The following is a 12,566-nucleotide window of genomic DNA, read 5'->3' on the forward strand; positions in this document are numbered from 1 at the left end:
CGGTCAGCCGCCCGGCGAGCTGATCTGCACGCCCGCCTCGGCCAAGCCCTTGATCATCAGGTCGGCGACCGCGCGGTGCGCCTCGAAGTTCCAGTGGATGCCGTCGGGATTGCCCCGCCCGCTCATCACTTCCTCGCCGACGGCGGCCTTCAGGTCGACCAGTGGCACCGCGTGCTCGGCGGCCCACCGGCTGATCGCGGCCACCGTTCCGGGCCTGCCGTGGTGGGCCATCCCGTAGGTGGGTGCAATGTGCACCGACGGCAGTGAGGCCACCATCGGGATTCCCGGCCGGTTGAAATCGATGGCAGCCCTGGTCATCTCGAGGTACTCGACCGTGAGGTGGGGAGGCAGCGCGGGACGCGCGATCGGCGAGAAGCGCGGCTGTGCCCAGCCGTAGCCGTCGCGCACCCAGCGGCGCAGCCGAGGCGGACGGACGTAGCGGATCATCTCGCGCAGTGCCGTCGGCAACGGCGAGGGCAGCGAATCCATGCCCGACGTCGCGAAGATCACCGCGCCCGCCTTCGGCAACGCCGCCCACGACCGCGGGTCCTGAGTCGCCGCCCACCACACGTCGCGACTGGTCCAGCCGATCCGCCCGATCAGCTCCACATCCCAACCCAGGTGCTCGGCAACGAGATTCGGCCAGATCCTGGGATCGTCGGACGGCAGGCCACCGGTCGGCCCGTAGTAGGACAGCGAGTCGCAGAAGACCAGCAGGGCCCTGCGGCCCGCAGGCGGCTCAGAGGACATCGCCGGCGACCTGCGCGGAGGCGTTCCACACGTCCAGCCGCCAGCGGATGTCGTCGAAGGACGCCGGGTCGCCGTCCGCGCGGGTGTGCCCGGCCAGTTGCACCCAACTCGCATTGCCCATGCCGCCCAGCACGGGCCAGTTGTCCACCGGCAGGCCCAGCAGGGCGGCGGTCAGCGCGGCGATCAGACCGCCATGGGCGACCAGCACCACCGGGCGGTCGGACCCGTCACCCCACTCGGGCTGGCGGGCCACCAGTTCCCGCACCAGCGGCATGCTGCGCTGCGCGACGTCCACGCGGCTCTCCCCGCCGTGCGGGGCCCAGCGGGCGTCGTCGCGCCACGCCAACCTGGCGCCGGGCGCCACCGCGTCCACGTCCAGGTGGGTCATGCCCTGCCAGTCGCCGAGGTGGGTCTCGCGCAGACGTTCGTCGATGCTGACCGCCTGACCGCACCGGTCGCCCAGGGCGATCGCGGTGTCGAGCGCGCGCCGCAGATCCGACGAGACGATCAGCAGCGGTTGACGTTTGGCGAGCGCCTCGGCGGCGGCGACCGCCTGCTCACGACCCAGCTCGCTGAGCTCGGTGTCGAGCTGCCCCTGCATCCGGCTGCCCGCGTTGTACTCGGTCTGGCCGTGCCGCAGCATCACCAGCCGGCGGATGGTCATTCCTGTTCCCCCGTGGCCCCGCCCCCCGGACCGCCGTCCCCCGAACCCTCGTCCTGCGCGCCCTCGAGGTCCACCGGCACCGTCGGGCAGTCCCGCCACAGCCGGTCGAGGGCATAGAAATTGCGCTCGTCCTGATGCTGGATGTGCACGACGATGTCGACGTAGTCGAGCAGCGTCCAGCGACCTTCGCGGGTGCCTTCGCGGCGGGCCGGTTTGTAGCCCGCCCGACGCATCTTCTCCTCGACCTCGTCGACGATCGCGTTGACCTGCCGATCGTTGTTGCCGGAGGCGATGACGAAGCAGTCGGTGATGACGAGCTGGCCGGACACGTCGATCACGACGACGTCTTCGGCGAGTTTGGCGGCCGCCGCGCGGGCGGCGACGCGGGCCATGTCGATGGCCTCGGCTGTGGCGGTCAGGTGCGGTCTCCTTCACAAGCGGGATGCTGGCTGCTGTACAGGTTGCGTTTGGCGACGTACTGGACGACGCCGTCGGGAACCAGGTACCAGATCGGTCGGGATTCTTCGGCGCGCCGGCGGCAGTCGGTCGACGAGATCGCCAGGGCGGGGACCTCGATCAGATGCAACGCGTCGGCGGGCAGTTCGGACATGGCCGCCGAGATGTGCTTGCCGTCGAGCTCGTATCCGGGCCTGCTGACTCCGACGAACCGGGCGATCGAGAACATCTGTTCCCAGTTCTGCCACGACAGGATGGACGCCAGCGCGTCGGCCCCGGTGATGAAGTACAGGTCGGCGTCCGGGTTCAGCGCGTGCAGGTCGCGCAGCGTGTCCTTGGTGTACGTCGGCCCGGCCCGGTCGATGTCGACGCGGCTGACCGAGAACCGCGGATTGGACGCCGTCGCGATGACGGTCATCAGGTAGCGGTCCTCGGCGGCGGTGACGGGTCGGCTCCGCTTCTGCCAGGGCTGGCCCGTCGGCACGAACAAGACCTCGTCGAGGTCGAAGCGCGCCGCGACCTCACTGGCGGCGACGAGGTGTCCGTTGTGGATGGGATCGAACGTCCCACCCATGACGCCCAGCCGCCGTCGTGATTGCACGAATAGCCAGCTTACGGGAGTGTCACCCGGGCCTCAGGCCGAGTCACACCCGCGACAACCGCTGAGAGCCGAGAGCCTCGGAAACCTCGAACGCGGCACGGTCGGCGCGGTAGACGTCGCGGGCGTACTCGACGCACCGTCCCGAGATGTCCTCGGTCCTGCGGGTCAGCAGCGTGCCGGCCGAACCGGCCCGCACACCGAGCTGGAGGCTTGTGGCGTCGTCGAGCACGATCGACTCGAGCACAGCCGTCGAGCGGGCCAGTTCGACGCCGTAGCGCGACCGCAACACCGCCCACAGGGAGCCGTCGTCGGTGACCTCGAGGATGCCGGGGGTCAACTCCGCGGGCAGGAAGGTCGTCTCCAACGCGAACGGCACGTCGTCGACGCTGCGGAGGCGGTGGAACACGTGGACCGCCGCGCCGTCGTCGAGCTCGAGTGCCCGGCGCACCGCAGGCGTCGCCACCTGGTGTTCGGCCCACAGCAGTTGCGCGGCCGGCCGGCGCCCCATCCGGGCCACCTCCTCGGAGAAGCTGCCGACGTGGAAGCGGACGCGCGGCTCGGCGACGAAGGTGCCGCGCGGCGGCTTGCGGTACACCACGCCCTCGCTCTCCAGCAGCGACAGCGCCTGGCGCGCGGTCATGCGGCTGACGCCGTGCGTCTCGGCCAGCTCCCGCTCCGACGGCAGCAACGTGTGCGGCCCCATCTGTTCGGTGACGATGCGGTCGCGAACGTCGGCGGCGATCGTCATGTACAGAGGGGTGCCTGAGGGCATCCCTGCAGCGTAGCGACGTAAGTCGACTTCGGTCGCCACATGTGCTGCGTTAACTCTGTGTGATTTCGTTGACGCCGCCGTGGTGACGCCCCATACTTTGGTTCAACCATATGGTCTATACCACTGCCCCACACCACCGCCGAGATGGAGTTGAACGTGTCCGATGGCTCACCGCGGAGCGATTCCGCCGACCTCGCCCAGTTCGGGTACCAACAGTCACTGGAGCGGCGGACGGGCAAGTTCGCGTCGTTCGCCGTGGCGTTCGCGTTCGTCTCGATCGCGACCGGGATCTTCACCACCTACGGCGCGGTGCTCAACAGTTCCGGGCCCGCGGGCATCTGGACCTGGCCCGTCGCCGTCGTGGGCCAGCTCGCGGTGGCCCTCGTGCTCGGCGCCCTGGCCTCGCGGATCCCGGTGACCGGCTACCACTACCAGTGGATGTCCCGGCTGGCCAACCCGATCCTGGGATGGATCATCGGCTGGATCTCGTTCACGTTCCTGGCGATCGTTGTCGTCGCGGTGGACTACACGATCGCCTCGACGATCCTGCCGGTCCTGCTGAACTACGAGAGCACCGCGACCATCGCCTGGATCATGACCGCCGCGGTGCTGACGGCGCAGGCTCTCCTGGTGGCCCTGTCGACCCCGTGGGCCGAGCGTGTCAACAGCAGCCTGGTCACCCTGGAACTGATCGGCATGGCCGCGTTGACGGTGCTGCTGCTCGTGGTGGCCGCGATCCGCGGCGACATGGACTTCTCCAACCTGTTCTCCACCGGCGCCGTCGACCCCGAGGGTTATTGGAGCTTCGGCGACCTGACCTCGGCCGGGCCCTGGATGCTGGGCTTCCTCCTGGGCGCGTTCACCATCGTGGGCTTCGAATCCGCGGCCAATCTCGCCGAAGAGACCCACGACCCCGAACGCGTGGTGCCGCGCGCCATGTGGCAGGCCGTGCTGGCCTCCGGCGTCCTCGGCTTCGTCTTCATCATCGCGGTCACGCTGGCCGCCGGGGACCCGGTCGCACTCGCCGAATCCGGCACCCCGATCGCCGACGTCATCGACAAGACCCTCGGCTCGGTCGTGGCCACGCTGTTACTGCTCATGGTGGTGCTGGCGATCTTTGCGTGCGGCCTGGTCATCATGATCACCGGTGTGCGGTTGACCTGGGCGATGTCGCGCGACCAGCGCTTCCCCGGCTGGCAGCAGTGGAACCAGATCTCCCCGCGGTTCCACACCCCGATGAAGGCGACGCTGCTGTACTTCTTCCTGGCCCAGCTGATCCTGGCGATCTTCGCCCATTCCGAGACCGCCCTGTTCACCCTGTTCAGTGCCGCGACGCTGCTCCCCGCCGTCATGTACGCCTCCACCGTGGTGCTGTACCTGGTCAAGCGCCGGCACCTGGCCGGTTCAGCACACGGCCCGGCGAAGTTCAGCCTCGGGGCGTGGGAGATCCCGATCCTGGTGGTCGCCATCGTGTGGTTGGCCTTCGAGCTGGCGCTGTTCCGGGACGCCGCGTTCAAGGAAGCGTGGACGTACGTGATCGTGATGGTCGCGATCGGTGCGGCATATCTGGCATATCTGCTCGTCCGGCGGGGCAAGCAGGGATTGTCGATGCCGGACATGCATTCGATCGACGCCGAACTTCGGGAATGACAGGACAACCGATGCACCACATCCTGGCGATCGACCAGGGCACCTCGGGCACCAAGGCCGTGGTGGTCAGCGCGGCGGGCCAGGTCGCCGCGACCGTCGAGGTGCCGCTGCGGCCGGTCTATCTGCCCGGCGGCGGCGTGGAACAGGATCCCGAGGCGCTGTACGAGTCCGTCGTCACCGCGGGCCGGCAGGCACTGGAGCAGGCGGGCGTCCCGGTCGCCGCGGTGGCGCTGGCCAACCAGGGCGAGACGGTCCTGGCCTGGGACCGCGAGACGGGCAAACCCCTGACACCGGCCGTCGTCTGGCAGGACCGCCGTGCCGAATCCCTCTGCGCCGCACTGTCGGAGCGGGCCGACGACATCGCGGGCCGGACCGGGCTGGTGCTCGATCCGTACTTCTCGGCGCCGAAGATGGCGTGGGTGCGGCAGAACCTCACCCGCGACGGTGTGGTGACCACGACCGACACCTGGCTGGTGCACCGGCTCTGCGGGGCGTTCGTCACCGACGCCTCCACCGCGAGCAGATCGCTGCTCATCGCTCTGGACGACGTCCGGTGGGACGACGAGCTGCTCGAGTTGTTCGGCCTCGCCGACGAGGAGTTGCCCACCATCGTCGGCAGCGACGACATCGTGGGCAGCACAACGGTCTTCGGCCCGACGCTGCCCGTCGCCGGCCTCATCGTCGATCAGCAGGCCGCGCTGCTCGCGGAGAGCTGCCTGGACGCGGGATCGGCGAAATGCACCTACGGCACCGGCGCGTTCCTGCTTGCTCAACTCGGGCACGACGCTGTGCGTTCGGCGGCAGGCCTGACCACCTCGGTGGCGTGGCGGCTGCGCGACGCGACGTCGTACTGCATCGACGGTCAGGTGTACACGGCCGCTTCGGCCATCCGGTGGGCCGTGGATCTGGGACTTGTGCCGTCGGCCGACCAGATCGATTCGGCTGCAGGCGATTCGAGCGACGGCGTGCTGTGCGTACCTGCGCTGGCGGGACTCGCCGCACCGTGGTGGGATTCGGCCGCGACCGCGTCGTTCTCGGGCATGACGTTGTCGAGTGACCGCGGCAACCTGGTGCGCGCGGTGATCGAGGGCATCGCCGCACAGGTGACGGCCCTGACCGACCTGGTGGCCGCCGATCTGGGCCGGCCGCTGACCCGGCTGCGGGTGGACGGCGGGCTGACCCGCTCGGCGGTCCTGATGCAGGCCCAGGCGGATCTCGCCAGGATGCCCGTCGACGTCTACCCGTCGCTGCACGCCACCGCACTGGGCGCGGCCGCCTGTGCCCGGCTCGCACTGGAACCGGGAACCTCCGTCGCCGACGCGGTGGGGACCTGGTTCCCGCAGCACACCTACGAACCGCGATGGTCTGACGACCGGGCCGAGGAATTCCTGACCCGCTGGCGCGGTGCCGCCGAAGACACGCTGTCACAGCACCATTCGCAGGAAAGAAGCACACCATGAGCACCGAGACCGTTTCCGACGTCGTCGTGGTCGGCGCCGGGATCGTCGGCTGCGCCATCGCCCGGACACTGGCGGGGACCGACCTGTCGGTGACGCTGATCGACGCACGCAACGACGTCGGCGACGGGACGAGCAAGGCCAACACCGCACTGCTGCACACCGGGTTCGACGCGACGCCGGGGACGCTGGAATCGCGGCTGGTGGCCCGGGGCTACCAGCTGCTCGGCGAGTACGCCGAGCAGACGGGCATCCCGGTGGAACACACCGGCGCGATGCTCGTCGCGTGGACCCAGGAAGAGGTCGACGCGTTGCCGAAGCTGCTCGCCAAGGCCGAGGCCAACGGTTACCGGCACTGCGGCATCGTGGATTCCGACGAGGTGTACCGCCGGGTCCCCAACCTGGGGCCGGGGGCTCTGGCCGGTCTGACCGTGCCCGGTGAATCCATCATCTGCACATGGACCACCAACCTCGCGCTGGCCACCGACGCCGTCGCCCGGGGTGCTGTGCTGCTGCGCGGCGCGAAGGTGACCCAGGTGAGCGCCGATGCGGACGGCACGACGCTGCACACCACCGCGGGAGACGTGCGCGGGCGGTGGATCATCAATGCCGCGGGACTCGGGGCCGACCATGTCGACGCTCTCTTCGGCCACCGGCGCTTCACCGTGATCCCGCGTCGCGGCGAGTTGTTCGTCTTCGACAAGCTCACCCGGCCGATGGTGCCGCTGATCGTGCTGGCGGTGCCGTCGTCGCGCGGCAAGGGCGTGCTGGTCAGTCCCACGATCTACGGCAACGTCATGGTGGGTCCGACGTCGGAGAACCTCGAGGATCGCAGCGCGACAGGCACTTCCGAGGACGGCTTCGAATTTCTGCTGTCCAAGGGCCGCGCCCTGATGCCCTCGCTGTTCGACGAGGAGATCACCGCGAGCTACGCCGGTCTGCGCGCCTCGACCGAACACGACGACTACCTGATCGACCTCGACAGAGAGCAGCGCTACGTGCTGGTGGGCGGAATCCGTTCCACCGGGCTGACCTCCGGCATGGCGATCGCCGAACATGTCGCGGGCCTGCTCGCCGAAGCGGGTGTCGACGTCGCCGAGCGCGACGACCTGCCGCCGCCGCCGCGGATGCCCAACATCGGCGAGGCGGGGTTGCGTCCCTTCGAGGACGCAGCGCTCATCGACGCCGACCCCGAATACGGCCGGATCGTGTGCTTCTGCGAGCGCGTCACCGCCGGCGAGATCCGCGACGCGTTCGACTCCCCCATCCCGCCCGCCGACCTCGACGGGCTGCGACGGCGGACCCGCGCGATGAACGGCCGCTGCCAGGGCTTCTACTGCGGCGCGCAGACCCGGGCCCTCCTGCAGGCGGGAGCACCGTCATGACCCACGTCGCTGTCGCCGTCGTCGGCGGCGGGCCGTCCGGGCTGACCGCCGCGAGCGCCCTGGCACCGCAGATCGACGGCGAGGTACTCGTGCTGGAGCGCGAAGCGCACACCGGCGGGATCCCGCGCCACAGCGACCATCTCGGCTACGGGATGAGAGATCTCCACCGGTTCGTCTCAGGGCCCGCCTACGCGCGCCGTCTGACCGACGACGCGGCCGCGGCCGGCGCCACCCTCGAGACCGAGGCGATGGTGACCGGCTGGAACGGCGAACGGACCCTGCAGGTCACCTCCCCGCGCGGAGTTCGCACCGTCACCGCCGACGCGATCGTGCTGGGCACCGGCGCACGCGAACGCCCCCGCCCCGCGCGGTTGATCCCGGGAGACCGGCCCGACGGGGTGTACACGACGGGGCAGCTGCAGAACCTGGTCCACCTGCATCACGCGCAGGTGGGCACGCGCGCCGTCATCGTCGGCGCCGAACTCGTCAGCTGGTCGGCGGCGCTGACCCTGCGCGAATCCGGCTGCCGCACCGTCGCGATGGTGACCTCCTATCCGAAGGCCGAGGCGTACGCCGCGTTCCGGGCCGCCGGACGGGTACTGCTGGACGGCCCGGTGCTGACCGGCACCCGGGTGGTCGGCGTCCACGGCAAGAACCGCGTCCGCGCAGTGACGGTGGAGGAGGCGGCGACGGGTGCGCGTCGCGAGATCGATTGCGACACCGTCGTCTTCACCGGCGACTGGATCCCCGACCACGAGCTGGCCCGCACCGCGGGGCTGGCCATGGACGCCGCGACCCGCGGTCCCGTCGTCGACACCGCGCTGCGCACCAGCCGGCCGGGGGTCTTCGCGGTGGGCAACCTGGTGCACCCGGTCGACACGGCCGACGGCGCCGCGCTCGACGGCCGCCACGTCGCGTCGGCGGTGCGGACGTGGCTGCGCACGGGGAATGAACCCCTCGCAGCACCGGCGTCGGCGCTGATCCGTGTCGAGGCGCCGTTGCGATGGGTGACCCCGCAGCTCATCCCCGCCGACGGCACCGCACCGGCCCGCGGGGATCTTCTGCTGTGGGTCGACGAGTACCACAGGTGGCCCAGGCTGCGGGCCGTCCAGGACGGCCGGGTACTGGCGACGAAGCGCACACCGTGGCCGGCCGCGCCGGGCCGGATCTTCCGCGCGCCGTGGTCGTTGGTGGCCGAGGCCGATCCGAAGGGCGGTGTGGTCACCCTGTCGCTGGCGTAGCGCCGGGTGAGGACTAGACGGGCAGCAACGCGTCGATCACAGCGGCGAGCTGCTTGGCCGAGCGGCATTCGTGCATCGTGATGATGTCCTGGTAGCGCGGCACCGCCGAATCGCCGCTGCCCCACAGATGCTTGGGTTCGGGGTTGAGCCAGTGGGCGTGCCTGCTGGCATTGACCATGTGGGCGAGCAGGTCGGTCTCGGGGTTGCGGTAGTTGTTGCGGCCGTCGCCCAGGACCAGCAGAGAACTGCGCGGCGAGAGCACATTCGGGAACTTGTCGAGGAACGACACGAACGCGTGGCCGTAGTCGGAGTGTCCGTCGCGGGTGTAGACGGCGGCCTCCCGGGTGATGCGCTGCACCGCGACGGCCAGGTCGGCCTCCGGTCCGAACAGCTCGGTGACCTCGTCGGTGGTGTCGATGAACGCGAACACCCGCACCCGCGAGAACTGCTGCCGCAGAGCGTGGACGAGCAGCAGCGTGAAGTGGCTGAAGCCGGCGACCGACCCCGAGACATCACAGAGCACCACGAGCTCGGGGCGTGCGGGGTGCGGCTTCTTGAGCACCACGTCGATGGGCACGCCGCCGGTGGACATCGACTTGCGCAGGGTCTTGCGCAGGTCGATCTCTCCGGCCCGCGAGCGCCGCCTGCGCGCCGCCAGCCGGGTGGCCAGTGTGCGGGCCAGCGGGCCCACGACGCGCCGCATCTGGCGCAGCTGCTCCCCCGACGCCCGCAGGAACTCGACGTTCTCCGCGAGCTGCGGCACGCCGTACATCTGGACGTGGTCGCGGCCGAGTTGCTCGGCGGTACGCCTCTTCGTCTCGCCTTCGACCATCTTCCGGAGCTGAGAGATCCGCTGAGCGGCAAGGGCTTTAGCGATCTGTTCCTGGGTCGGCGTCGGCTCGTCGCCGTACGGCGCGAGCAGGCCGGCCAACAGTCTGCCCTCCAGGTCGTCGAGGCTCATCGCCTTGAGCGCCTGATAGGACGAGTACGACGGGCCGCGGCTGGAGTTGTACCGCCCGTAGGCCTCCACGATCTGGGCGATCATCGCCGCCAGTCGTTCGTCGATGTCGGCGAACTCGGCGTTGTCGGTCAGCAGATCCACCAGCGCGCTGCGCAATGCCTCGATGTCCTCCGGCGGCAGGCCCTGCGCGTCGTCGCCGTCGTCCTCCAGGACCGTCCGCGCACCCAGCGCCGCCGGGAAATACAGGTCGAACAGCGCGTCGTAGGTCTCGCGGTGATCGGAACGCCGCAGCACCGCGCAGGCCAGTCCTTCACGCAACACGGCGCGGTCGGCCATGCCGAGCGTCGCCATCACCTGCCCGGCGTCCACCGTCTCGGAGGGGCCCACCGCGATCCCCTGCCCCCGCAGCGCTTCGACGAATTCGACGAGGTGGCCGGGGATTCCGTGCGGAGCCAGCGGCTGTGCCGGGCGCGTGCGGCGCGGGGGCATCAGTTGAGCCTCAGCTCCCCGGCCGCCTTCACCTGGTCGGACTGGTGTTTGAGCACCACGCCCAGCGTCGCGGCGATCACCTCGTCGTCGATGGTGTCCATGCCCAGGGCCAGCACGGTGCGGCCCCAGTCGATCGTCTCGGCCACCGAGGGCAGCTTCTTGAGCGCCATGCCGCGCAGCACACCGATGATGCGCACCAGTTCCTCGGCCAGGCGCTCCGGCAGTTCGGGCACCCGGGAGAGCAGGATGCGGCGCTCGAGCTCGGGATCGGGAAAGTCGATGTGCAGGAACAGGCATCGACGTTTGAGCGCCTCGGACAGTTCGCGGGTGGCGTTGGACGTCAGCACCACCAGCGGCCGGCGCTGGGCGGTGATCGTGCCCAGCTCGGGCACCGTCACCGCGAAGTCGCTGAGCACCTCCAGCAGCAGGCCCTCGATCTCGATGTCGGCCTTGTCGGTCTCGTCGATCAGCAACACCGTCGGATCGGTGCGCCGGATCGCGGTCAGCAGCGGTCGGGTCAGAAGGAATTCCTCGGAGAAGACGTCGTCGCGCGTCTGATCCCAGTCACCGTGCCCCGCCTGGATCCGCAGGATCTGCTTGGCGTGGTTCCACTCGTAGAGCGCGCGGGACTCGTCGACACCCTCGTAGCACTGCAGCCGCACCAGACCCGATCCCGTGGACTGGGCGATCGCGCGGGCCAGTTCGGTCTTGCCGACGCCCGCCGGGCCCTCCACCAGGAGCGGCTTGCCGAGCCGGTCGGCGAGGAACACCGCGGTGGCGGTGGCGGTGTCGGGCAGGTAGCCGGTCTCGGCCAACCGGCGCGCGACATCGTCGATGTCGGCGAACAGCGGCTCGACGCTCGCGGGCACACTCACTTCACTCTCCTAGGGCTCAGGCCGGACGGGTGTGGCCGTCGCCCCACACGATCCATTTGGTCGACGTCAAATCGGGCAGGCCCATCGGACCCCGGGAATGCAATTTCTGGGTCGAGATGCCGATCTCGGCACCGAAGCCGAACTGCTCTCCGTCGGTGAACGACGTGGAGGCGTTGACCATGACCGCCGCGGCGTCCACGCGCTCGGAGAACCGTTGCGCCGCAGCGTGATCCTTCGTGACGATCGCCTCGGTGTGGCCGGTGCCGTACTCGTTGATGTGGGCGATCGCGGCGTCCAGCCCGTTCACCACGGCCAGCGCGATGTCCATCGACAGGAACTCGGCGCGCAGTTCCTCCTCGGACGGATCGACATGCACGGTGACACCCGCCGCCTGCAGCGCGTCGGTGAGCCGGGGCACCGCCTCCCCGGCGATGGCCGCGTCGATCAGCACCGACTCCGCTGCGTTGCACACGCTGGGGCGACGCGTCTTGGCGTTCAACAGGATCCGTTCGGCCATGTCGAGATCGGCGGACTCGTGGACGTAGACATGGCAGTTGCCGACACCGGTCTCGATCGTGGGCACCTGCGCATCCCGGACGACGGCGTCGATCAGGCCCGCGCCCCCGCGCGGGATGACGACATCGACCAGGCCCCGGGCCTGGATCAGGTGCGTCACGCTGGCCCGGTCCTCGCTGGGCAGCAGCTGCACGGCATCGACGTCGAGGCCCTCGGTGGCCAGCGCCGCACGCAACGCGTTCACCAACGCGGCATTGGACCGTTTCGCCGACGAACTTCCGCGCAGCAGAACGGCGTTGCCCGATTTCAGCGTCAATCCGAAGGCATCGACGGTCACGTTCGGGCGGCCCTCGTAGACGATGCCGACGACGCCGAGCGGAACGCGCTGCTGGCGCAGCTGCAGTCCGTTGGGCAGCGTGCGGCCGCGCAGCACCTCGCCGATCGGGTCGGGCAGTCCGGCGACCTGGCGCAGTCCGTCGGCGATCCCTTCGATCCGGGCCGGGGTCAACGCGAGCCGGTCGAGCATCGCCTCGGGCGTGCCGGAGGCACGGGCCGCGTCGAGGTCGGCCTCATTGGCCTCCAGCACGGCGCGGGTGTTCATCAGGACGTGGTCGGCGGCGATCCGCAACGCGTGATTCTTGGTCTCGGTGCTCAGTGTGGCCAACCCGCGCGCGGCGCCGCGCGCACGCCGGGCGGCGTCGTGGACCTGCTCGCGCAAGTCGGGGGTGGCGGGGGCCTGCACACTCATC

General features: G+C 69.9%; 12 protein-coding genes. 4 read left to right on the forward strand and 8 right to left on the reverse strand.

The annotated features are described in order from the left end of the window. Window positions 1–3: 3 nt before the first annotated feature. From octT to FHR72_RS19195, 5 genes are read right to left on the reverse strand one after another with little or no spacing between them, the layout of a single operon-like run. On the reverse strand, window positions 4–750 hold the full coding sequence (gene octT / locus FHR72_RS19175) for a diglucosylglycerate octanoyltransferase (RefSeq protein ID WP_183471014.1): 747 nt from the start codon (window positions 748–750) through the stop codon (window positions 4–6). After that, window positions 740–1,414: a glucosyl-3-phosphoglycerate phosphatase gene (gpgP, locus tag FHR72_RS19180; RefSeq protein ID WP_183471016.1), complete on the reverse strand. Its 675-nt coding sequence runs from the start codon at window positions 1,412–1,414 to the stop codon at window positions 740–742. Before gpgP ends, octT begins: the two co-directional genes overlap by 11 nt. Further along, entirely contained in the window at window positions 1,411–1,833 is a 423-nt protein-coding gene (gene rsfS, locus FHR72_RS19185; RefSeq protein ID WP_260156124.1) for a ribosome silencing factor, read from the reverse strand. The genes gpgP and rsfS overlap by 4 nt, the downstream gene beginning before the upstream one ends. Then, window positions 1,830–2,471 (reverse strand): nicotinate-nucleotide adenylyltransferase, encoded by a 642-nt coding sequence (gene nadD / locus FHR72_RS19190; RefSeq protein WP_183471018.1) that lies wholly within the window; start codon window positions 2,469–2,471, stop codon window positions 1,830–1,832. The genes rsfS and nadD overlap by 4 nt, the downstream gene beginning before the upstream one ends. Window positions 2,472–2,514: 43 nt before the next feature. After that, window positions 2,515–3,243 carry a GntR family transcriptional regulator gene (locus FHR72_RS19195; RefSeq protein ID WP_183471020.1) on the reverse strand — a complete coding sequence of 243 codons (729 nt, stop codon included), beginning with the start codon at window positions 3,241–3,243 and terminating at the stop codon, window positions 2,515–2,517. 144 nt (window positions 3,244–3,387) lie between these two features. On the opposite strand from FHR72_RS19195, the gene FHR72_RS19200 reads away from it, so the two are divergent. From FHR72_RS19200 to FHR72_RS19215, 4 genes are read left to right on the forward strand one after another with little or no spacing between them, the layout of a single operon-like run. Beyond that, complete coding sequence (locus FHR72_RS19200; RefSeq protein ID WP_183471022.1) at window positions 3,388–4,893, forward strand: amino acid permease; 1,506 nt, start codon at window positions 3,388–3,390, stop codon at window positions 4,891–4,893. Window positions 4,894–4,904: 11 nt separating this feature from the next. Beyond that, on the forward strand, window positions 4,905–6,353 hold the full coding sequence (locus FHR72_RS19205; protein ID WP_183471149.1) for an FGGY family carbohydrate kinase: 1,449 nt from the start codon (window positions 4,905–4,907) through the stop codon (window positions 6,351–6,353). After that, window positions 6,350–7,735, forward strand: coding sequence for an NAD(P)/FAD-dependent oxidoreductase (locus FHR72_RS19210; RefSeq protein WP_183471024.1), 1,386 nt, complete (start codon window positions 6,350–6,352; stop codon window positions 7,733–7,735). The genes FHR72_RS19205 and FHR72_RS19210 overlap by 4 nt, the downstream gene beginning before the upstream one ends. Further along, window positions 7,732–8,976, forward strand: coding sequence for an NAD(P)/FAD-dependent oxidoreductase (locus FHR72_RS19215; RefSeq protein ID WP_183471026.1), 1,245 nt, complete (start codon window positions 7,732–7,734; stop codon window positions 8,974–8,976). The genes FHR72_RS19210 and FHR72_RS19215 overlap by 4 nt, the downstream gene beginning before the upstream one ends. A gap of 13 nt (window positions 8,977–8,989) precedes the next feature. Here FHR72_RS19215 and FHR72_RS19220 read toward each other — a convergent pair whose 3' ends face one another. The 3 genes from FHR72_RS19220 to FHR72_RS19230 are packed head-to-tail and all read right to left on the reverse strand — an operon-like array spanning window position 8,990 to window position 12,565. Next, a complete protein-coding gene (locus FHR72_RS19220; RefSeq protein ID WP_183471027.1) occupies window positions 8,990–10,426 on the reverse strand; it encodes a vWA domain-containing protein in 1,437 nt (478 codons plus the stop codon). Next, window positions 10,426–11,301 (reverse strand): AAA family ATPase, encoded by an 876-nt coding sequence (locus tag FHR72_RS19225; protein ID WP_183471029.1) that lies wholly within the window; start codon window positions 11,299–11,301, stop codon window positions 10,426–10,428. The genes FHR72_RS19220 and FHR72_RS19225 overlap by 1 nt, the downstream gene beginning before the upstream one ends. Window positions 11,302–11,317: 16 nt before the next feature. Beyond that, window positions 11,318–12,565: a glutamate-5-semialdehyde dehydrogenase gene (locus tag FHR72_RS19230; RefSeq protein WP_183471031.1), complete on the reverse strand. Its 1,248-nt coding sequence runs from the start codon at window positions 12,563–12,565 to the stop codon at window positions 11,318–11,320. Window position 12,566: the final 1 nt, after the last annotated feature.

Source organism: Mycolicibacterium iranicum (assembly GCF_014190915.1).
Taxonomy (GTDB): Bacteria; Actinomycetota; Actinomycetes; order Mycobacteriales; family Mycobacteriaceae; genus Mycobacterium; species Mycobacterium iranicum_B.